Origin of the sequence: Pseudomonas sp. GL93, assembly GCF_003408955.1 — a bacterium.
GTDB classification, from domain to species: Bacteria; Pseudomonadota; Gammaproteobacteria; order Pseudomonadales; family Pseudomonadaceae; genus Aquipseudomonas; species Aquipseudomonas paracarnis.
The window spans coordinates 16738-38236 of sequence record NZ_NKRF01000119.1 but is presented as its reverse complement, the minus strand read 5'-3'; the positions used below and the strand labels follow the sequence as shown (position 1 = coordinate 38236).

Annotated in this window: 13 protein-coding genes; 4 read left to right on the top strand and 9 right to left on the bottom strand. The window is 57.0% G+C overall.

Annotated features, from left to right (window positions below; all coding sequences use genetic code 11):
- Window positions 1–33: 33 nt before the first annotated feature.
- The 8 genes from CER19_RS24900 to CER19_RS24865 all read right to left on the bottom strand — a co-directional run bounded on the left by CER19_RS24900 (window position 34) and on the right by CER19_RS24865 (window position 16156).
- A complete protein-coding gene (locus CER19_RS24900; RefSeq protein ID WP_116668350.1) occupies window positions 34–1632 on the bottom strand; it encodes an ABC transporter substrate-binding protein in 1599 nt (532 codons plus the stop codon).
- A gap of 80 nt (window positions 1633–1712) precedes the next feature.
- On the bottom strand, window positions 1713–3107 hold the full coding sequence (locus CER19_RS24895; RefSeq protein ID WP_116668349.1) for an OprD family outer membrane porin: 1395 nt from the start codon (window positions 3105–3107) through the stop codon (window positions 1713–1715).
- Between the two features lie 170 nt (window positions 3108–3277).
- Window positions 3278–4831 carry an ABC transporter substrate-binding protein gene (locus CER19_RS24890; RefSeq protein WP_371921562.1) on the bottom strand — a complete coding sequence of 518 codons (1554 nt, stop codon included), beginning with the start codon at window positions 4829–4831 and terminating at the stop codon, window positions 3278–3280.
- Between the two features lie 356 nt (window positions 4832–5187).
- Complete coding sequence (locus CER19_RS24885; protein ID WP_034126282.1) at window positions 5188–6816, bottom strand: ABC transporter substrate-binding protein; 1629 nt, start codon at window positions 6814–6816, stop codon at window positions 5188–5190.
- A 258-nt stretch (window positions 6817–7074) separates the two neighbouring features.
- Complete coding sequence (locus CER19_RS24880) at window positions 7075–8676, bottom strand: ABC transporter substrate-binding protein (RefSeq protein ID WP_116668347.1); 1602 nt, start codon at window positions 8674–8676, stop codon at window positions 7075–7077.
- A 103-nt stretch (window positions 8677–8779) separates the two neighbouring features.
- Window positions 8780–12175: a dermonecrotic toxin domain-containing protein gene (locus tag CER19_RS24875; RefSeq protein ID WP_116668346.1), complete on the bottom strand. Its 3396-nt coding sequence runs from the start codon at window positions 12173–12175 to the stop codon at window positions 8780–8782.
- Between the two features lie 265 nt (window positions 12176–12440).
- The gene (locus CER19_RS24870) at window positions 12441–14885 is read right to left on the bottom strand and encodes a hypothetical protein (RefSeq protein WP_116668345.1); all 2445 of its coding nucleotides are present in this window, start codon (window positions 14883–14885) and stop codon (window positions 12441–12443) included.
- Window positions 14886–15442: 557 nt separating this feature from the next.
- Window positions 15443–16156, bottom strand: coding sequence for an SIMPL domain-containing protein (locus tag CER19_RS24865; protein ID WP_116668344.1), 714 nt, complete (start codon window positions 16154–16156; stop codon window positions 15443–15445).
- Window positions 16157–16361: 205 nt separating this feature from the next.
- On the opposite strand from CER19_RS24865, the gene CER19_RS24860 reads away from it, so the two are divergent.
- The 3 genes from CER19_RS24860 to CER19_RS24850 all read left to right on the top strand — a co-directional run bounded on the left by CER19_RS24860 (window position 16362) and on the right by CER19_RS24850 (window position 20001).
- Window positions 16362–17624: an ATP-binding protein gene (locus CER19_RS24860; RefSeq protein WP_116668343.1), complete on the top strand. Its 1263-nt coding sequence runs from the start codon at window positions 16362–16364 to the stop codon at window positions 17622–17624.
- Window positions 17617–18177: a response regulator transcription factor gene (locus CER19_RS24855; protein WP_116668342.1), complete on the top strand. Its 561-nt coding sequence runs from the start codon at window positions 17617–17619 to the stop codon at window positions 18175–18177. The genes CER19_RS24860 and CER19_RS24855 overlap by 8 nt, the downstream gene beginning before the upstream one ends.
- Window positions 18178–18276: 99 nt before the next feature.
- The gene (locus tag CER19_RS24850) at window positions 18277–20001 is read left to right on the top strand and encodes an ABC transporter ATP-binding protein/permease (protein WP_116668341.1); all 1725 of its coding nucleotides are present in this window, start codon (window positions 18277–18279) and stop codon (window positions 19999–20001) included.
- Window positions 20002–20269: 268 nt separating this feature from the next.
- Here CER19_RS24850 and CER19_RS24845 read toward each other — a convergent pair whose 3' ends face one another.
- Entirely contained in the window at window positions 20270–20707 is a 438-nt protein-coding gene (locus CER19_RS24845) for a YhcB family protein (protein ID WP_116668340.1), read from the bottom strand.
- A gap of 146 nt (window positions 20708–20853) precedes the next feature.
- Here CER19_RS24845 and CER19_RS24840 point away from each other — a divergent pair, with 146 nt between their 5' ends.
- The gene (locus CER19_RS24840; RefSeq protein ID WP_116668339.1) at window positions 20854–21483 is read left to right on the top strand and encodes an alpha/beta hydrolase; all 630 of its coding nucleotides are present in this window, start codon (window positions 20854–20856) and stop codon (window positions 21481–21483) included.
- Window positions 21484–21499: the final 16 nt, after the last annotated feature.

Here is a 21499-nt window from a genome sequence, read left to right as displayed (position 1 = left end):
CGTCAATGTCGACGGTGCCGAGCGTTTTTCTTATTACTTCACCTGGGTGGTGGCGAAGTTATTTGTACCCAGAGGGCTTTGGGTGAAGCCTTCTACGTTCTTGCGCAGGGCGGTGAACAGTTTCGGGTAAGCCATGGGAAGCCAGGGTTGGTCTTTCTCGAACACATCCTGTGCTTGTTCATAGAGCGCGGCCCGTTCGGCCGGTTCCGCGATTGCACGGGCTTTGTCGATCAAGTCCTGAAACTCTTTGTTACACCAGCGGGCGTAGTTTTCGCCGTTTTTGGCTGCATCGCAACTCAGGTTCGGGGTGAGGAAGTTATCCGGGTCGCCGTTATCACCGACCCAGCCTGCCGAAACCATGTCGTGCTCGCCATTTTTGGCACGCTTGAGCATCTCGCCCCATTCCATGACCTTGATATTGATCTTCAAGCCAATCTGGGCCAGGTCTGCTTGCATACGCTGGGCGCCAAGCATCGGGTTGGGGTTGGTCGGGCCGCCGCCGTTACGGGTGAACAGGGTGAATTCGGTGCCTTCCGGCACGCCGGCTTCCTTGAGCAGGGCACGGGCCTTGTCCAGGTCGCGCGCAGGGTTTTTCAGCTTTTCACTGAAACCCAGCAATGTCGGCGGATACGGGCCGGTGCCCACGACTGCATTGCCTTTGCCGAACAGCGCTTCGGTATAGCCGGCCTTGTCGAACGCGATGTTGATCGCGTGACGTACCCGGGCATCGCTCATGTATTTGCGAGTGGTGTTCAATGCGGTGTAGCTGGTGGTCATCGCCGCCAGTTCATCGACCTTCAGGTTCGGGTCTTTCTTGATGCTTGGAATGTCATCCGGCTTGGGGAACAACGCGATCTGACATTCGTTGGCCTTGAGCTTCTGCAGCCGCACGTTGTTATCGACGGTGATTGCCAGAATCAGCGGATCGACCGCCGGTTTGCCGCGGAAGTAGTCGGGGTTAGCCTTGAAGCGTGCCTGGGCGTCTTTCTGATAACGGGTGAAGATGAACGGGCCAGTGCCGATGGGCTTGGCGTTGAGGTCTTCGGTCTTGCCGGATTTGAGCAACTGGTCGGCGTATTCCTTCGAATGGATTGAAGAGAACGCCATGCCCAGGTCAGCCAAGAATGGAGCCTCAGGACGGGTCAAGGTAAAGACGACGGTATGATCGTCGGTTTTCTCTACGCTCTTGAGCAGTTCCTTGAACCCCATGCTTTCGAAGTACGGGTAGCCCACGAGGGATTTTTTATGCCACGGATGATTCGGGTCCAGCTGGCGCTGGAAGCTCCAAAGCACATCATCGGCGTTCAAGTTGCGCGTGGGTTTGAAATAGTCGGTGGTGTGGAACTTGATGTCGTCACGCAGGTGGAAGGTGTAGGTCAGGCCATCGGCGCTGATTTCCGGCAGGTCTTTGGCCAGGGCAGGGACCACTTCTGTGGTGCCGGGCTTGAAGTCCACCAGGCGGTTGAACATGGTTTCAGCGGCGGCGTCAGCGGTCACGGCGGTGGTGTACAGGACCGGGTCGAAGCCTTCCGGGCTGGCTTCGGTGCAGACCACCAGCGGTTTGGCCGAAACGCCGATCGCCACGCTCAACAGCGCAGCGGCCATGGCGGCTTGTAGTGGGAGCATTTTCATTCAGAGCCCTCTGCAATCGATGGAGCCATAAAAGCGTAGACGGCGAGCTCGTCCTGAGCCCGCCGTCTGCCTGGCGCTAATTAAAGGATGTTGAACGGGATGGTGGTGACCAGACGGAACTCTTTGATGCTGCCGTCGGACTGGAACTCGCTGCCACGGTGCTCAACATAGGTTGCGCGCACGGTGGTGGCTTTGAGCGGGCCGCTCTGCAGCGCGTAAGAGGCGCCTACACCGTATTCCTGGTGCTTCTCGCCGTCCTGGGACTGAATGCCGTCATAGGCAAACTTGGCCCGGCCATTGTTGCCGGTGTAGTGGGTACCGTCGATGCCCCAGCCGCGTGCCGAGTAGGCGTTGAACTTAAGGCCGGGTACGCCGTATTCAGCCATGTTGATGGCATAGGCGATCTGGAAGGATTTCTCGTTCGGGCCGTTGAAGTCAGACGTCAGGGAGTTGGCCAGGTAGATGCCGTTGGTTTCGTGCAGGTAGTCGAAGTACTCGTTACCGTTCACTTGCTGGTAGCCGAAGGTCAGGCTGTGTGCCTGGTGAGTCAGGCCCAGGGAGAGGGAGAAGGTATCGTTGTCGATTTCCCCCATCTCTTTTTTGCCTTCATCGACGGTCTTGTAGTAGTTGAAGCCGGTGGTCAGGCCCAACTGCTGCGCGTCGCCCAGCTCGTGGGTGGCGCCGAAGTAGTACTGGTTCCAGAAGTCCTTCACGTTAGCGGCGAAGAAGCTGGTCTTCAGGCTTTTCAGCGGCTGGTAGTTCACACCCAGGGTCGACACTTTGTCGGTTTCTGCGCCATTGCCGTATTCGCTACGGAATTTCGACAGGCTCTGCTCGCTACGTGGCGAAACGCGGTCGAACACGCCGCCCTGGAACGACAGGTTGCTGAACTCTTCGCTGTTGAAGCTCACACCCTGGAAGCTCGAAGGCAGAGCACGGTTGCCGATGGTGTCGACGATGCCGCTGCTGAAGTTCTGGCGACCGGCGGTCAGTGTGGTGTTGGACACACGGAATTGCACGTTGGCCAGGCCCAGTTTGCTCCACTGGTCGACAGCGTCGCCGTTGGAGTCGGCCAGGGTACGGTTGGAGCCACCTTTGATATCACGCTTGCTGCGGTCCAGTACCAGAGCGTTGTAAACCGCCACTTCGGTCTTGACGCCGACAGTGCCCTGGGTGAAACCCGAGCTGGCGTTGAGGATGGTGCCCTGCACCCAGTTGGTACGGTTGCGATCGGTCAGGGTCTGGCCGTGTTTCTTGTACGCGAAGGTGCCCCCACGGTATTTGCTTTCATGGGAGTACCAGTTACGCGTAGTGCCGCCCAGGCTGAAATCTTCGATAAAGCCTTTGGCTTCGCTTTGGGCGCTGGTGCCGGCCAGGGTGGTAGGAACGAAGTCCTGGCTTTGCGTTTCAGCGTAGGCGGTGGCCGTGATGCTGCTGATGGCCAAGGCCAGAAGCGCTTTGCTGCTCAGTTTCATGGGTGAAGCTCCTTTGGTTCTCTTTTTAATGCCGGTCTTTTTGGGTGATCCGGCTATTGGGTGTGGAACTCGTTCAAGCTATTGCAAACGTTTGGCGTAGGAAATTTCCCAACAAAAGCCTGCACGTTTGCCGGGGAGCGCATTTCGCTCCCCGCTATCCGGTTATTTTCTTATGGGTTGAGGCTGACGCCCGAGAACACGTTGCGGCCGAAGGGGCTTACCTTGAAACCTTCGACTTTGGCGCTTAACGGCTGGTTGACCGTCGAGTGGGCGATGGGCGTGATCGGCACCTGTTGCTTGAGCAGTTGCTGCGCCTGTTTGTACAGAACAGTCCTTTGTTCACGGTCGGTCACGACCTTGGCTTGCTTGATCAGCTTGTCGTACGCCGGGTCGCACCACATGGAGTAGTTGTTCCCGCCGATGGCGTCGCAGCTGTAGAGGGTGCCGAGCCAGTTGTCCGGGTCACCGTTGTCGCCGGTCCAGCCGATCAGGCTGACATCGTGCTCACCGTTCTTGGTGCGCTTAATGTACTCGCCCCATTCATAGCTGACGATCTTGACCTTGAGGCCGATCTTGGCCCAGTCGTTCTGCAACATCTCGGCCATCAGCTTGGCGTTGGGGTTGTACGGGCGTTGCACTGGCATGGCCCACAGGGTGATCTCGGTGCCTTCCTTGACGCCAGCGGCCTTGAGCAATTGCTTGGCTTTTTCCGGGTCGTAGGCGGCGTCCTTGATGCTGTCGTCGTAGGACCATTGCGTGGGTGGCATGGCGTTGACTGCCAGTTGCCCGGCGCCCTGGTACACGGCATTGAGGATGCTCTGCTTGTTCACCGCCATGTCCAGCGCCTGGCGTACTTCAAGCTGATCGAACGGCTTGTGGCGCACGTTGTAGGAGATATAGCCGAGGTTGAAGCCCGGCTTGGTCAGCAGTTGCAGGTTCGGGTCGGTCTTGAGGGCTTCGACGTCGGCGGGGCGTGGATGCAGGGTCACCTGGCATTCGCCGGCCTTGAGCTTCTGCACGCGTACCGAGGCGTCGGTGTTGATGGCGAAGATCAGTTGGTCCAGCTTGACGCGGCTCGGGTCCCAGTACTGTTTGTTGCCCACATAGCGGATCTGCGAGTCTTTCTGGTAACGCTGGAACACGAACGGGCCAGTGCCGATCGGCTTCTGGTTGATGTCGCTGGGCCGGCCTTGCTTGAGCAACTGCTCGGCGTATTCCGCCGAAAGGATCGCGGCAAAGCTCATGGCGATGTTCTGCACGAACGCGGCGTCGACCGTGTTCAGCGTCATCACCACGGTGTAGGGGCCGGTTTTCTCGACCTTGGCGATGTTCTTGTTCAGGCTCATCCCGTTGAAGTACGGAAACTCGGTGGGGTAGGCCTTACGAAACGGGTGCTCGGGGTCAAGCATGCGGTTGAAGGTGAACAGAACGTCGTCGGCGTTGAAGTCTCGCGTCGGCTTGAATTCCTTGTTGCTGTGGAACTTCACCCCTTCACGCAGGTGGAAGGTGTAGGTCAGGCCATCTGGGGAAATATCCCACTTGGTTGCCAGCCCAGGGACGACGTCGGTGGCGCCTTTTTCGAACTCCACCAAACGGTTATACAAAGGCTCCGCCGCATCGTTGTCGGTGGCGGTGGTGTATTGCGCAGTGTCAAAACCTGCCGGGCTGCCTTCGGAGCAGAACACCAGGCTCTTTTTCTCGGCGGCTTGGCCCATCGTGGCCATGGCCAGCAAACTGGTGGCAAACAGAGCGGATACAACGGTGGTATGGCGCATGGCTATCCCGGTCCTTGTTTGTAGTTATGAACAGCGAGCCTGCCTGCTGGCGTGCAGCCAGGCAGACATCACTGATCCCACACACAGCAAGTGCCCTTCCCAGAGTGATGCCTCTGCTGTCCTACGACCTTATGGGGCGTTGACCTTGCAGTAAATGCGTCAATTCTGACTGACCTTGTAGGCAACGGAGGCACGGGTCGCAGTTCATTGCTGTAAGACGGCAACGCTTGCAAACGTAGTCTGTTTCCTAAGGTCCAGGCGGATGGAATAACGGCGACGTTATGAAACGTCGCCGTTATTGATCCTTACTTGCCGCTGACGCTAACGCCGTAGAAGGAGTTCAAGCCAAACGGGCTGATCTTGAAGTCCTGCACGGTATTACGCATGGGTTGATACACCGTCGAGTGCGCGATAGGTGTCATCGGGACTGCATCTTTGAGGATATGTTGCGCCTGCTTATACAGCTCGGTGCGTTTGGCGACATCCGATGTGGCCTTGGCTTCTTTAACGATGCCGTCGAATTTCTTGTCGCACCATTTGGAGAAGTTGTTGCCCGACAGCGAGTCGCAGCCGAACAGCACGTTCAGCCAGTTGTCCGGGTCACCATTGTCGCCGCTCCAGCCAATGATCATGGCCTGGTTCTCGCCGCCTTTGGAGCGCTTGATGTACTCGCCCCACTCGTAGCTGACGATGTTGACCTTCAGGCCGATCTGTTTCCAGTCGTTCTGCAGCATCTCGGCCATCAACTTGGCGTTGGGGTTGTAGGGGCGCTGAACCGGCATGGCCCACAGGGTGATCTCGGTGCCTTCCTTGACGCCAGCGGCCTTGAGCAATTCCTTGGCCTTGGCAGGATCGTACTTGGCATCCTTGATGGTGGTGTCATAGGACCACTGGGTCGGCGGCATGGCGTTGACCGCCAGTTGGCCGGCACCCTGGTACACGGAGTCGATGATCTGCTGCTTGTTCACCGACATGTCCAGGGCTTCACGGACGCGCAGGTCAGCCAGCGGGTTCGCAGCGGTCTGGCCCTTGAGTACTGGCATGACGTTATAGGCGATGTAGCCCAGGTTGAAACCGGCCTGGTGCGGCAGTTTCAGGTCCTTGTCCTCACCCAGCGCCTTGAGGTCGGCCGGACGTGGGAACAAGGTGATCTGGCATTCGTTTTTCTTGAGCTTCTGGATACGCACCGACGGGTCAGTGGTGATAGCGAAGATCAGGTTATCGATCTTCACGTCTTCAGGTTTCCAGTAGTCCTTGTTGCCGGTGTAGCGAATGTTCGAGTCTTTCTGGTAGCTCTTGAACACGAACGGGCCAGTGCCGACCGGCTTCTGGTTGATGTCGGCAGGCTTGCCTTCCTTCAACAATTGCGCGGCATATTCGGCCGACTGGATCGAGGCGAAGCTCATGGCCAGGTTCTGGATGAACGCGGCGTCCACGGTGCCAAGGGTGAACTTGACGGTGTGGTCGTCGATTTTCTCGATGTTCTTGATGTTGGTGTCCATCCCCATGTCTGTGAAGTACGGGAACTCGGTGGGGTAGGCCTTACGGAATGGATCGTCTTTATTGATCATCCGGTTGAAGGTGAACAGTACGTCGTCAGCCGAGAATTCACGAGTAGGCTTGAAGTACGGGGTGGTGTGGAACTTGACGCCTTCGCGAAGGTGGAAGGTATACGTCAGGCCATCCGGGGACACGTCCCAGCTGGTGGCCAGGCCAGGAACGACGGCGGTGCCGCCACGTTCGAACTGGCTCAGGCGGTTGAACATGGTTTCGGCCGAGGCATCGAAGTCTGTTCCGGTGGTGTACTGGCCTGGATCGAAACCGGCCGGGCTCCCTTCGGAGCAAAACACCAGGTTAGTTGCCGCAAGGGCTACGGGGGCTGCGGCCATAAGGCCAGCGCTCACTAATAACGGAAGGACTGCGTGTTTAAGCATGTTGGCCTCATGATTTGTTGTCATTTTTGGTGGTGAGGGCGACCTCGTGAGTCGGCCTGCGGATACTTATGCAGGCGCCATACCCAATGCAAGATGCAGAGCGGTTACGAGCGGTAAACAGTGGTACGAACGTACAGGAATGTCGCAATTATGAAAGTTTTGACACAAAAGTGCCTGTTTGGAGGGTTTTTTCGGTGCAAATGGCGCACCAAAAAAGCCCAGCCGAGGCGTCTAGCGCACTCGGTTGGGGCGCCGTTGTTACTTATCTAGACCCACACCGTAGAACGGCGTAAGCCCAAACGGGCTGATCTTGAAGTCTTGCACTTGCTTGCGCATAGGCTGGAAAACCGTCGAGTTCGCAATAGGCGTTATAGGTACTTGTTCCTTAAGGATTTTCTGTGCCTGTTGATACCACTTGATGCGCTGCTCGCGGTCGCTGCTGACCTTGGCTTGCTGCACCAGCTTGTCGTAAGCCGGGTTACACCATTTAGCATAGTTGCTGCCCTTGACCGCGGCACAACTGTAGAGCACGCCCAGCCAGTTATCGGGGTCACCGTTGTCGCCGGTCCAGCCATAAATCATTGCATCGTGCTCGCCATTTTTGGCGCGCTTGATGTATTCGCCCCACTCATAGCTGACGATGTTGGCCTTGATGCCAACCTTGGCCCAATCCTGTTGAATCATTTGTGCAGACATCCGCGCATTCGGGTTTGAGGCGCGCTGTACGGTCATTGCCCACAGGTTGATGGTGGTACCTGGTGCAACTCCTGCTTCTTTTAGTAGCAACCTCGCCTTGGTCGGGTCGTAGGGGGCGTCCTGGATTTTCGGGTCATAAGACCACTGCGCGGGAGGCAGTGCGTTCTGCGCCAATTGCCCGGCGCCCTGGTACACGGCCTTGATGATTGCGGGCTTGTCGATGGCCATGTCCAGGGCCTGGCGCACCTTGAGTTGATCCAGCGGCGGGGGGGGCACGGTATAGGGCAGGAAGCCCAGGTTGAAGCCTGCTTGTTGCAATACGCGCCGGGTGGGGTCTTGCTTCATGACTTCGATATCGGCAGGGCGCGGGTAACCGCTGACCTGGCATTCGCCGGCCTTGAGTTTCTGCAGGCGCGCGGCGGCGTCCGGGGTGATGGCGAACACCAGGTTGTCGAGCTTCACGTCCTCGGGTTTCCAATACTGTTTATTGGCCACGTAGCGGATCTGCGAGTCCTTCTGATAACGCTTGAACACAAACGGCCCGGTGCCGACCGGTTGCTGGTTGATCTGCTCCGCTTTGCCTTCTTTCAACAATTGGGCGGCGTATTCGGCCGATTGCACAGAGGCGAAGCTCATGGCCAGGTTTTGCACGAACGAGGCATCGACATTATTGAGGTTGAACTGCACGCTGTGCTCGTCAAGTTTGTCGACGCTCTTGATCGTGGTGTTCAAACCCATGTCGGTGAAGTAGGGCGACTCGGATGGGTAGGCCTTGCGAAACGGGCTGTCGGCATCCAGCAGGCGATTGAAGGTGAACAGCACATCATCGGCGTTGAAGTCGCGGGTCGGGGTGAAGAAGTCGGTGGTGTGGAACTTGACGCCTTCACGCAGATGGAAGGTGTACGTCAGGCCATCCGCGGAGACATCCCAGCTGCTGGCCAGGCCTGGTTCGACTTCGGTACCGCCGCGCTTGAACTGGGTCAGGCGGTTGAACACGGTTTCGGCGGACGCATCGAAATCGGTGCCGCTGGTGTACTGGCTGGGGTCGAAGCCGGCGGGGCTGGCCTCGGAGCAGTACACCAGGGTCGTGGCGGCCTGGGTCATTGGTATAAAGGCCAGAAGGCTTGCGGCGAGGAGCAGTGGCTTGACGGCGATTCTTTCCATGGAGACCCCTGAAGTGGCAGGCAGACCGAAGCTGTCTAAACGAAAACGGCGGTCACCGAGGTTACCGCCGTTCTAGGGCCGCTGATAGGGGAGGAGTGCTTATTTAACCTAGCTTAGGAGTAATTTCTATACGTATAGGCGAGTATTTTTCTATGATGTAACCGTCAGAGCCAATTTCATTGCTGGCGCGGATAGTCATAGTCTTCGATCCTTTTATATTTAGATCTTTAATAGCTTCGATATCGGGAATTGCATTGATGTCATTAGGGTCTCTGATCAGTTGAGTGAGGTTGTAGCTGTCTTTTGATGCGACGGTTGTGACGCCACGTACGGGGTCGTAGTTGATGTAATAGTGTGGGTCGGTTCCGCCGCCGAGTACTTCGTTTTTGAAACGAGATGTTTGAAGCTCTTCTGCAGATGTTTGAAGCTCTTCCACCACTGGCGCGGCTAACCACTGATTGGCTAGTTGAGAAATTCGAGATCTTAGCACCGGGTCAGGAATGAAACTTTCAAGTTTATTGATGTTTTCCTGTTTAATTGCAATCTCCTCTTCTGCTGACGCGACCCTGCCGTTTGAACGTTTGAAAGAATCCAGTTCCGCGCCGATGTCGAACTCAAGTTTGCTACCGTCTGGCTTTGCAAATGTGAACTTGCTACGGGATAGGTCATCGATAAATTGACTTTCATAATTGCTTGTCCCGAATTTATCAGTAGGTAGGTTTGGCGGTAGTGTGGCGTTTTTTGGGTTTTCCTCAGTTGTCCAGGATAATTTAGGCAGATTTTCGCCTTCCTCGTTCAGTTCAAAACCGTAGGTGTACTGGTGCCCCTCAGCGTTGAGGTACTTGTCCAGCTTTTCCGTCCCCTTCATCGTGGATTTATCCAGGTTTTCGAAATCCGTCGAGAAGGTAGGCGAGGGGGTGGGTTCTAGGCTTTGCGTCGGTGATACGGAGCGTGGCCACGGCCACTTCACCCCGCCATCGCCCGGTGCGCGGGCCCACTCGCCGTCACGCCCGGGTGTGATGACCATCAGCCCCGCGCCGTTATCGGGATTGATGACTCTGGCAAACGCATCGCCGGTCCGGTAGCGCCCCGATATCTCAAATACCTTGCTCGTTCCCGTCTCGTCTGTAAGGCGCACGAACTGGCGCAGTGCTCCCTGGCTGTCGGTTATGCGATAGACACCCAGCGCGTCGCGGGACGCATTCTTGATCAATTGCTCACCCTCAGCGACGGCATAGGGCGCGATTGGCAGGAGCGGTTGGGATTTTGGCGGTGCCACACCTGGTTCGCTGACCACGCGTGTACCGCTGGATGGGCCGGGTACGGGTTCCTCGGTGTTATTGACGCGCGGTTGAACACCTGGGGTCGCACCCGGCAGCTCTTGCTCCGGCGGCAGTGCAAAGGGATCTTCGGGGACTGAACTTGCCCCGATTGAGAACAGCGTGTTCAGCAATCCATCGAATGCCTTGGAGGCCCCGTTGTCGCGTTCGACCTCGGTGTCGCCGGAGGCTGATTGTTCGGCTCCCAACGCCAGTTCGGTCAACCCGGCAAGTATCGCTGCGCCTGTAACCGGTGCAGCGATAGGCGCGAGCTTGACCAACAACCCCGCCGCCACGGTAATGTCGTTCAACCATGTATCTCGGGTCACTTCGCTGTTGGATTTGATCACAACGTCGGCATCACTCGTCATGCGGTTTTTGGCCGAGGTTGCCAATGTGGAGAACACGTCCTTCTCAATCTTCAAGTGAGAACTATTGGTTACAGGTTTTTTCAGGTCACCACCGGCCATTTTTTTGAAGAGGGTGACCAGTCCATCTTTTTCGTCACCGAGACCCAAAAAGCTCAAACCCGGCACAAAGCCGATTGCTATCTGCGTTAGCGCATTGGGCTTGTGGTCCTGGTGATCAATCAACGAAAAATGCGCGAGCAGCGACTCGCTTTTTTTCGGGTCCAGGGTTTGGTCAATGACCCACTGGTTGAGTTTTTCCAGAGAGTCGAAGCGCAGGAATGCCGGCTTGGCTCCCGGTATGTAAAGCACTTGGCGCCCTGCATCGTCAGCGCTGAACCGCACAATGTCGCTGGACGTAAAGCCGTGGATGTCCAAGGCGTGCACTTGAGTGGCACCGTTTACCGGCGCTTTGGCCTTGAGCTGTTCGAGGCTCAGGGGCGCGTTTTCGTCGAGGGGCAGGTTGTCTACAGCGCCCATCACCAAACGGTAGTCATCACGTGTGAATTGGTGCTCGGGCGCTTGCAGGGCTCGCTCAGCGGGTAATCTGGCATCGGCCTTTTTCAGTTGCTCGCGGGCCTGGAAAACGAACTGACCTTTGATTGCCGTCTGGTAGTCATCGGTATGCGCGCTCCAGAACGCGTCGAATTTCTGGGTCATTTGGGTTTGAAAGTCTGTTTTCCAACTCTCGTGCATCACTTGGGACGGCTTGAGGTCGATTTGATTGTGTTTGCCATAGCCGCCTTTTTGGCTTTGCCCTGCGGACTGGGTATACAAACCCGCCTCCAGGTCCAGGTTGCCGGGCACCCAGTCGTGCTCGGAGAAGTTCTTCAGCAGGGCGTCGGGCAAGCGCAGCGAAGACCAGGGTTCTTGAAAGGTGTGTTCCCAACCGGTAGCCGTGTCCGCGCTTTCGCCGCCTTTGAAGCGGTTCAAGTAGACAGTGTCGGAGTCGACAGGTTTGCCCGTGAGTTTGAGCAGCAAGTCGTCCGCCCACTTCTTGGCTTCTGCCCGTGTGTTGGGCAAGTTATTGCTGACGTCAACCGCCAGGCGCTTGTAAGCCAAAGCCTGCGGTGCGCTGCTGTAGTAGTTCGCGGCGTTGTGTTTTTGCACTTGTAGGGCGTGTGCCGAGCGGCTGCTGGCAGGGCGCAGGCGGTCATCGGCGGGGATAGGGTCGAAGGTGTCCTTATGTTCCAGGTGCCTTATTTGTGCGCGGGCCTGGGACAGTGTTTGCGGTAGGGAAATACCTTCAAAGTTGGCCACCACTTTTGCGCTGACCTGTATCGCGTCTTCACCCAGCTTCACGCGCAACTCCCCGTTATTGCCCGGAGCGATGACTTTGGCGGCGGCCAGCAGCGGCCCTGAAATTTGCCCCCAGCCTGATGTATCCGACAGATGGAAAGTTTTCTTTTCCCCACTGACCTCGAAGGACAAGGTACCTGTAGACGGGTTGATTGAAAGCAAGGTGTCCGGGGCGGCGTTTTGTTCGCGCAGCCAGCCCTGTACAACGGCGTTTTCCAAATGCGTGCGATACAGCCCAAGCCATTGGCCCAGAGTGCTTTGGGGCGGCACGGTTATAAGCCCGGCATTGCCGTATAACACCTTGCGTTGTGCGGCCTCGAGGTAGGCCTTGAGCAGTGCTGTTTCGTCGGGTGGGACGGTCTTTGCAGTCGATGGTGGCGGTGCTGATGACGTCTGCGCTTGAGTGTTTGAAGTCGGATTGGCGACGTTCGATGGCAGTGTTGAAAAGGATGTTGGATTAACGGATAAGGACATAAATTCGGCTCTCATTATTTGAATAAATGCCAGCACAGCCCTCCCTGGTAGCTATGGCAGTAATGAGTCGTGAAAGCCGGGCACTTGATTCCTGCGAGATGTGCTGCCGTATATGACGGCGCGCGTGCGCGCAAAAAAAAGGCGCAATCCCGTGGGGCTGCGCCTTTGTTCTGTCTAAAAAAGTTACTGTAAAACTTCGATCACGCCGTCGATGCATAGAGAAGTACAGTCGCCGGTCACCTTTACTCATAAATAAAGTTCAAGGTTAAGGGGTGAATGTCACGGGCTTATAGGTGAAGGCCCACCACTTGAGTGGGTTCCAATAGGGGTTGGTCTTCGACGGTACGAAACGTGAGATTACCTTCATCTCATCGGCGATACGCTGCTCAGCCTGGGCTTTAGCGAAGTCTGTTACAGTCGGAGTAAGGGGGAAACCCCTCTGTTGCAGGTTTTGGAGATAAAGTTTTTCTATTTTGCCAACGGCGGCCGTTATATTTTCCGGCGCAAGGTTCGCGGTGAGAGTGCCGGTGTACCCTTTTACAGGGCGCCTTATCAGCCTTTGAAATTGAGCGGCAAAGGAAGCGTCTCCCCCAGTTGCAGAATTGCATGACAACAGGCGTATGTTGTCAAACAATTCCGGGCGTATACCCTTTGCGTGAAGAGTCTGAAGCAACTCTGCCGGGGTGTTGAGTTGGCCATCGTACACAACTCTTGCTACGCCAGTTTCAGGGTTGAAACTGCCATGGACGAGGATATTCAATCGTTGTTTTGTACCTTTTTTATTAATGTCGACAAAGGTATACAGCTTCTCGTTGATCACATTCAGGTCATTTACTTCACCACTCAGGATGACGGCTTTTTCACCCGTAGAAAAAAGTGCCTCACCCGTGGGTAAGTTTTCTACGGAGCTCAGCGGCGGAAGCTGCACATCTGTGCCTTCGACGGGCGGCTGGGGGCCTCCTCTATTAACCCGCACCGAACTATTTGATTCATCTGGTGCGACGTTCGTGGAAGTATGGCTATCGCTCGAGGCTTGTCGTGCACGCACAAACTCAAAATCGTGTGTCTCGGAATTGTACCTCCAGCTGTAGTTCTTGCTGCTAGGCGTGGGGGAAGGCAACCCAGGTTCACCCAGCCCCGCTTCTACCCCATAGGGCGCAAGTTCGTGCGCCAGCTGCAGGCTCGATATCACCGCTGCGGCAGTACCACCGACGCGATCGTCGGCGGTCATGCCGTAAATGGAGTCATGCACACCGAAGACAATATTGCCCACGTTACCAAATACGGGCACGTAGCCGAAGGTGCGTCCCCATAATTCCTTCGTGTTCTTCCACGCTTGCTGCTCGGAACCAAACACCTCCGTTTGGTCGGCCCATACTGCGTTCTTGGCGTTCACAGCTTGGTACTCGTTAGCAATGCCGGACTCAAGGTTTCCCCATTTCAAGAAGTATTCGCTATTTCGTGATTGGGTATAATTGAATGTTTCCCTGACTGGCACAGGCTTGTCTTTTATCCAGTTTTGATAACCTGGATAGGTAGCCCTGCTGGAGTCGATCAAGTTTTCGAGCACATTTCCTGCTGATGGCCAATGAGCATCTTTGCCACCCTGCCTGTCACTGGCATTAAAACTACTGTACAACTCATTACGGTTTTTTTTAGCCCAGTGGGCAAAATCGTCATCGCCGTATATTTCACTGACCGTGCCGCTTTTCAAATCAATGAGCAAGCCTTTGTTAGGCCGGTGGTCATAATCGCCGTGGTAGTTGATGAATGGGATAAACGCATGCCCTGCTAGTGGATAGCCATATATATTTGGGATGACGACGTTGCCGTCTCTGTAAAGTGTACGATGGATTGCGTCTTGCCCTTCGAGGGAGAGGGTTTCATAGCTGTTCTTGTCATTACGCAGGCTTTCCAGAATTGCGCGTACAGCATAGGCATCCGCTTTTCCGGAGCGTTTCGCCAAGGCGCCGTGCACGTCACGCATAGGCTCGGCTACATCCACCTTCCAATGAGCCTCTAGACGCGCGCCCAGCGCTTCCAGATCGTTGAACTTGTCCGCGTCTTGTGACTTGATTTTCGTCTCTTGGAAATTGAGTAAACCGCCCTCCGGTGTTCTGTCGTGCTTAAGGGCACCGGCTGCAATTTCCCATGCATAGTAAGTGCGCTCCTCGGTGTTGGTCTGCACCTCCTTCTTCCATTTACCTACGTAGGACTTGAACGTCACGGTGAACTGTTCATGCGGGTCGTACCCGGCAGCCAATAACCCGCCACTGAAGTAACCCGCAGGCTCTAGAAAATGGCGAACTTTCTGGAATGTGACGTTGTTTTCGCCTTCCGTACCCTGTTTTAGGGTCTTGATGTGTGCTACTACACGTCCGGCATAGGCTTCTATGCGCTGCACCTGCTCTTCACGCGGATAACTTTTGGGCGGAGAAACGGCGTCTGCCCCATAAATGACGCCTTTGGAGAAATCAAGCTCATGGTCCTGCGGTGGCGCGGTCGTGTTTTTTGCTGGCGGCGAGGAAGCAACTGTCCTAGTTGGATTAAAGTCTGCAATCGGCGGTCCGCTGGGACTCAACGGGGGGTGCCATTGCGGTGTCGTGATTATTTTATTTACTGGGGTAGCTGTCTGAGTGGGATTAAAGTCTGCAATTGGTGGTCCGCTGGGAATAAACGTGGGGTGCCCCAAAGAAGAAAGTTCTTTCATGGATGGCTCACTGTATTAATGATTTAAACGTTATTTTCTTGATGTGTTATGTCATTTATTTGGGGCTGGTGGCCAACTAACGTTACTGGCTCTCCTGTCCCGTGAGACTTCCCTCGGTTTGTAGGGTAGTGCCTGTGTAGTGTTACAAGTATTGGGTGGCGGCAGGGGGGCGGAGAGTTCCACGCCGCACGCGCCCTATATGTCAAATGTTTTCTAAGATGCAGCCTGTAGCGATCAAAAAAACCAGAAGTCTCGCTTAGGTTAAGACGGTACATGTAGCGCAGGCGTGACCTCTACACAGTTAGGCGCGGATACTTATAGTTCTGGATGCTTTTATATTTATATCTGAGATCGTTTCGATCTCGGGAATATCGTTGATGTTGTTAGTGTTTTTGATCCGTTGGATGAGTTTGAGCGCGGTTTTGATATGATGGTCTTGGTAATGCTCGCGGGGGGGGCGCCTAGGTTGTCGGTGTCGTCAAATAGCTGGGTACCGACAGCAATGCCAAAAAAAGGCGCAAGCCCGTAGGGTTGCGCCTTTGTCCTGTCTAAAAAAGTTACTGTAAAACTTCGATCACGCCGTCGGCACTCATAGTGACCTGGCTGGTGCCGGCTTCCACTTCAGGTGTCGGTGCTGAATCGGCCATGGCGGCTTTCATCATCATGCCGCCATTGCGGGCGTAGGGCATCGGGTAGCCATTGGTGTTGAAGTTCAGGTTGACGATCTTGTAGCCCTTGCCGCCGAGCGCATCGGTAGCCAACTGCGCGCGCGCCTTGAACGCCGCCACCGCGTCCTTGAGCAACGCATCTTCGCTGGCCTTGCGCGTGGCGTCTGCGATGGCGAAGTCCATGTTTTCCATTTTCAGCGTGTTCAACAGCTCGCCGGTGAGCTTGGACAGCGCCGGGAAGTCCGCGCTTTCCAGGCGCAGTTCGGCGCGTTCACGCCAGCCGGTGATCTTCTGATTCCTGTTGTCGTAGATCGGGTAGCTGTTACGGCTGCCCTGGCGCAGGGTCACGCCTTTGACTTCGCGGGCCTGGCCCAGGGCGGTGTTCATGGTGGTGGTGATTTCAGCGGCAAGCTTGGCCGGGTCGGCGTTTTGCGACTCGGTATAGAGGGTGACGATCATCTTGTCACGGGCCACTTCCTGGCTGACTTCGGCGCGCAGGGAGATCTGGTTGTAATGCAACTCATCGGCAGCCAGCGCCGGCAGGCTGGACAGTGCGCTGGCGAGGAGGGTGAGCGTGGCTGCACTGCGAATGAAACGAGACATGGAAGCTCCTTGAGATAGTCGTGCTCGGTATGACTGTAGACGCTGGCATTGGGTTCTTCGGGTTTACACATTACCTACAAGTTATGCGGGCGCCGACGAACGGTCATTTACCCGGCCTGCGTCAAAGAGCCACACACGCCGTGCCAGCAGGTCTGCTTCGTTTATACTCGTGCCGATCCGCCTGCAGCGCTCACCGGGAGAGCTCATGCTCGCCGCCGTAAAACTGACTTCCGCCACTCGCCAGAACCTTTGGCGCCTGACGTTCATTCGCACCCTGGTATTGGCCGCACAGGCCGGTTCCGTCGGGCTTGCCTATTGGTTCGACCTCTTGCCGCTGCCCTGGCTGCAACTGGCCGTGACCCTGGGTTTTTCCACCTCATTGTGTGTGTTCACCGCCATTCGATTGCGTACCACTTGGCCTGTGACCGAGTTGGAATACGCCCTGCAACTGGCCTGTGACCTGTTTATCCACAGCGTGTTGCTGTACTTCTCCGGCGGGTCTACCAACCCCTTCGTCTCGTATTACCTGGTGCCCTTGACCATCGCCGCTGTCACCCTGCCGTGGCGTTATTCGGTGGTGCTGTCGGGCATTGCGCTGACGCTGTACACCCTGCTGTTGGCGCAGTTCTACCCCTTGCAGGCATTCCCCATCGCCCGGGAAAACCTGCAGATCTACGGGATGTGGTTGAGCTTCGCCCTGTCGGCTGCGGTGATCACCTTCTTTGCCGCGCGCATGGCCGAAGAACTGCGCCGCCAGGAAGAACTGCGCGCTATTCGCCGTGAAGAGGGCCTGCGTGACCAGCAGCTGCTGGCCGTTGCCACCCAGGCCGCAGGCGCTGCCCATGAGTTGGGCACACCACTGGCGACCATGAGCGTGCTGCTCAAGGAAATGACCCAGGACCATCACGACCCGGCTCTGCAGGACGATTTGAGCGTGCTGCAGGAACAGGTCAAGCAGTGCAAGCTGACGTTGCAGCAACTGGTGCGCGCCGCTGAAGCCAATCGCCGTCTGGCGGTCGAAATGCAGGACGTCACCCAGTGGCTGGATGAGGCGCTCAACCGCTGGCACCTGATGCGTCCCGAAGCCAGTTACCGTTTCAACCTGCTGGGCCAAGGCAGCGTACCGCGCATGGCGCCACCGCCGGACCTGACCCAGGCGCTGCTCAACTTGCTGAACAATGCAGCCGACGCTTGCCCTGAAGGCCTCGGTGTGCAGTTGGACTGGGACGCGGAAAACGTCACCATCAGCATTCGTGACCACGGCGCGGGCGTGCCGTTGGCCATTGCCGAGCAGATCGGCAAACCCTTCTTTACCACCAAGGGCAAAGGCTTCGGCCTGGGCCTGTTTTTGAGCAAGGCCAGCGTGACCCGCGCGGGCGGCTCAGTGAAGCTCTATAGTCATGAGGAAGGTGGCACGCTCACCGAGCTGCGCCTGCCCCGTGTCGCACGAGGAGATATCGATGAGTGACGAGATCCAAGTCGAAGGCGAAGAACTGCCGCACCTGTTGCTGGTAGATGACGATGCGACCTTTACCCGCGTGATGGCGCGCGCCATGAGCCGGCGTGGTTTTCGCGTCAGCACCGCAGGTTCTGCCGAAGAGGGCCTGGCCATCGCCCTGGCCGACCTGCCGGACTACGCCGCCCTGGACCTTAAAATGGACGGCGACTCGGGCCTGGTGCTGCTGCCCAAGCTGCTGGAACTCGACCCGGAAATGCGCGTGGTGATCCTCACCGGTTACTCCAGCATCGCCACCGCCGTCGAGGCGATCAAGCGCGGCGCCTGCAATTACCTGTGCAAGCCGGCGGATGCCGACGACGTACTGGCCGCCTTGCTGTCCGAGCATGCCGACCTTGACACCCTGGTGCCGGAAAACCCGATGTCGGTGGACCGCCTGCAATGGGAACATATCCAACGCGTGTTGACCGAACACGAAGGCAACATCCCCGCCCCCGCCCGCGCCCTGGGCATGCACCGCCGCACCTTGCAACGCAAGTTGCAGAAGCGCCCGGTACGACGCTGAACGGCAACTGAACAACCCGCTTCAGGCTGCACGGACGCACGAACCGATCCCCTATGATCGGTTCAAACGCCTGTCACTTTTTCCTACCGAGCCTGAACGATGAATCAGAACGCTGAATACCGCGCGGTCAACGATGCGGTGCGTGGGCAATTCTTCCGCCGAACCTGGGCGATGATCACCCCCTATTGGCGCAGTGAAGAGAAGGGCAGGGCCTGGCTGCTGCTGGCCGCAGTGATTGGCCTGTCGCTGTTCAGCGTGGCGATCTCCGTGTGGATCAACCACTGGTACAAGGACTTCTACAACGCCTTGGAGAAGAAGGACACCGCAGCCTTCTGGCAACTGATCGGCTATTTCGGCGGGATCGCGGCGGTGGCGATACTCGGTGCGGTATACCGCCTTTACCTGACCCAGATGCTGACGATCCGCTGGCGCGCCTGGCTCACCGAAAAACACTTCAGCCGTTGGCTCGCCCACAAGAATTATTACCAGCTGGAGCAGGGCGGCTACACCGATAACCCGGACCAGCGGATCTCCGAAGACCTCAACAACTTCACGTCCGGTACCTTAAGCCTGGGCCTTGGGTTGCTGCGTAACGTGGTCAGCCTGGTGTCATTCTCGATCATCCTGTGGGGCGTCTCGGGCAGCATCGAGGTGTTCGGCATCACCATCCCCGGCTACATGTTCTGGTGTGCGCTGCTGTACGCCGCTGTGGGCAGTTGGCTGACGCACTTGATCGGCCGGCGCTTGATTGGCCTGAGCAACCAACAACAACGCTTCGAAGCGGACCTGCGTTTTTCCATGGTGCGGGTGCGTGAGAATGCCGAAAGTATCGCCCTGTACAACGGCGAGCCGAATGAAAGGCAGCGCCTGAGTTCGCGCTTCGGCAAGGTCTGGCAGAACTTCTGGGACATCATGAAAGTGTCCAAGCGCCTGACCTTTTTCACCGCTGGCTACAGCCAGATCGCGATCATCTTCCCCTTTATCGTCGCCGCGCCGCGCTACTTCACTGGCAAGATCGAGCTGGGCGAGCTGATGCAAATCAACTCGGCGTTCAGCAACGTGCAAGAGAACTTCAGCTGGTTTATCAACGCCTATTCGGAACTGGCGACTTGGCGCGCCACCAGCGACCGTTTATTGAGTTTCCAGCAAGCCATGAGCGACAACGAGCAACGCACGCCGGCGATCGACGTGCGCCCTGAAGGCGAGCGCCTGGTGATCAAAGACCTGGGCATGGACCTGGCCGACGGCCGCCATTTGCTCACCGACGCCGACATGACCGTGGAGCCTGGCCAGCGCGTCATGCTCAGCGGGCGTTCCGGCAGCGGCAAGAGCACTTTGCTACGGGCGATGGGGCATCTGTGGCCCGCCGGTCATGGCAGCATTCGCTTGCCGGCGACGCGCTACCTGTTCCTGCCGCAAAAGCCTTACTTGCCGATTGGTACGCTCAAGGCCGTGTTGAGTTATCCACAGGACGACAGCGTCTATCCGGCAGAACGTTATGCACAGGTCCTGGAGACCTGCCGCCTGCCGCACCTGGTCAATCGCCTGGATGAAGCCAACCACTGGCAACGCATGCTCTCGCCGGGTGAGCAACAGCGCCTGGCCTTTGCCCGTGCGTTGTTGTTTGCACCGCAATGGCTGTACATGGACGAAGCGACCTCGGCCATGGATGAAGAAGACGAGGCAACCTTGTACCAGGCGTTGATCGATCAATTGCCGGGGTTGAGCATCGTCAGCGTCGGCCACCGCAGCAGCCTCAAGCGTTTCCATGGACGGCATGTGCGCATTGACGGTGGGCGGTTGCAGGAACAACAACTCACTTAAGCTCTTGCGCGCTTAATGTAGGAGCGAGCTTGCTCGCGAAAAACGTCAACGATGACGCGTGCTCCCTGAATAAACGCGGCGCCTGTGAGTTTTTCGCGAGCAAGCTCGCTCCTACAATTAGCGGAGTGTCTGAGGCAGGTGTGTCAACGGGCACACCGCTATCGCAGGCAAGCCAGCTCCCACAGGGGGGTGTCTGATGGTTCAGGCACCCAATAAAAAGCCCGGCTGATCATCGATCAGCCGGGCTTTTTTATTGCTCGAAGATGACTTACTTCTTCAAGCCGTAATGCTCATCCAACATGCCTGGAGCGTTCGGCGTCTTTGGCGCGTAGTCTCGTGGTGGCTCCTGGTTTTCCCGAGGCGGGGTCAGGCGTTCCCGTGGGATTTGCGGTGCATCGGAATGCAGCGCGGCCAGCAGGCGCTGGCGGGTGATGTCGTCGAGGGCCAGGCGGTTAGCGCCATCGGCGAGGTGATCCTGTACTTCCTGGTAGCTCTGGGTGAGCTTCTTGACCAGGGTCGCGGTGCTGTTGAAGTGGGTAACAACCTCGTTCTGATAACTGTCAAAACGTTCCTGAATGTCATCCAGCTGACGCTGCGTGCGGTTAGGCGCGGCATTCGGCAGCAGGCGGGCAACCAGGAAACCAATGGCGACACCGGCAACCAGGGCAAGAGTCGGCAACAACCAAACTAAGAGCGAGTGTTCCACGAGTCCTTCCTCTATAAACGGCTTTGCTTTACGTTAACGGCTCAAACCTGCGCTGTATACCGCGATTAAGCTCGCAATGATGCCATGCACAGACTTTTAGCTAGACGAGTCGACCCCTTGAGAGGTCACGGAGTTCATCCTTGCTCATGCGTGAAACCCCCGTTTTGATCGATGGCCCGGTGGGCCAATTGGAAGCCCTGCACCTGGATCACCCCGAACCACGTGGCCTGGCGCTGGTTTGCCACCCTAACCCGGTGCAGGGTGGCACCATGCTCAATAAAGTCGTATCGACGCTGCAACGCACTGCGCGCGATGCGGGTTTGATTACTTTGCGTTTCAATTACCGTGGCGTCGGTGCCAGTGCCGGCACCCACGATATGGCCGCCGGTGAAGTCGACGATGCAGAAGCGGCCGCTACCTGGCTGCGGGAAAAACACCCGGACCTGCCGATCACCTTGCTGGGTTTTTCCTTCGGCGGTTACGTGGCTGCCAGTCTCGGCGGGCGTTTGGAAGCCAAGGGCGAGAAGCTCGCGCACTTGTTCATGGTCGCTGCGGCGGTGATGCGCCTGGGCGAGTCGGACGTGCTGCCCCAAGGCTGCCCGCTGACCTTGATCCAACCGGAAAGCGATGAAGTGGTCGACCCGCAGCTGGTCTACGACTGGTCCGCCGCCCTGAAACGCCCCCATGAGCTGCTGAAAGTGGCAGAATGCGGACACTTTTTTCATGGCAAGCTGACCGATCTCAAGGATCTGGTGCTGCCACGCCTTTCGAATTGATGACAAGCGATCACCC

Excerpts from the sequence above, each read along its gene's own strand:
- CER19_RS24855 (WP_116668342.1), top strand. The coding sequence starts at position 17,617 with ATGAGTGACGAGATCCAAGTCGAAGGCGAAGAACTGCCGCACCTGTTG.
- CER19_RS24880 (WP_116668347.1), bottom strand. The coding sequence starts at position 8,676 with ATGGAAAGAATCGCCGTCAAGCCACTGCTCCTCGCCGCAAGCCTTCTG.
- CER19_RS24870 (WP_116668345.1), bottom strand. The coding sequence starts at position 14,885 with ATGAAAGAACTTTCTTCTTTGGGGCACCCCACGTTTATTCCCAGCGGA.
- CER19_RS24875 (WP_116668346.1), bottom strand. The coding sequence starts at position 12,175 with ATGTCCTTATCCGTTAATCCAACATCCTTTTCAACACTGCCATCGAAC.
- CER19_RS24890 (WP_371921562.1), bottom strand. The coding sequence starts at position 4,831 with ATGGCCACGATGGGCCAAGCCGCCGAGAAAAAGAGCCTGGTGTTCTGC.
- CER19_RS24885 (WP_034126282.1), bottom strand. The coding sequence starts at position 6,816 with ATGCTTAAACACGCAGTCCTTCCGTTATTAGTGAGCGCTGGCCTTATG.
- CER19_RS24860 (WP_116668343.1), top strand. The coding sequence starts at position 16,362 with ATGCTCGCCGCCGTAAAACTGACTTCCGCCACTCGCCAGAACCTTTGG.
- CER19_RS24865 (WP_116668344.1), bottom strand. The coding sequence starts at position 16,156 with ATGTCTCGTTTCATTCGCAGTGCAGCCACGCTCACCCTCCTCGCCAGC.
- CER19_RS24850 (WP_116668341.1), top strand. The coding sequence starts at position 18,277 with ATGAATCAGAACGCTGAATACCGCGCGGTCAACGATGCGGTGCGTGGG.
- CER19_RS24895 (WP_116668349.1), bottom strand. The coding sequence starts at position 3,107 with ATGAAACTGAGCAGCAAAGCGCTTCTGGCCTTGGCCATCAGCAGCATC.
- CER19_RS24900 (WP_116668350.1), bottom strand. The coding sequence starts at position 1,632 with ATGAAAATGCTCCCACTACAAGCCGCCATGGCCGCTGCGCTGTTGAGC.
- CER19_RS24840 (WP_116668339.1), top strand. The coding sequence starts at position 20,854 with ATGCGTGAAACCCCCGTTTTGATCGATGGCCCGGTGGGCCAATTGGAA.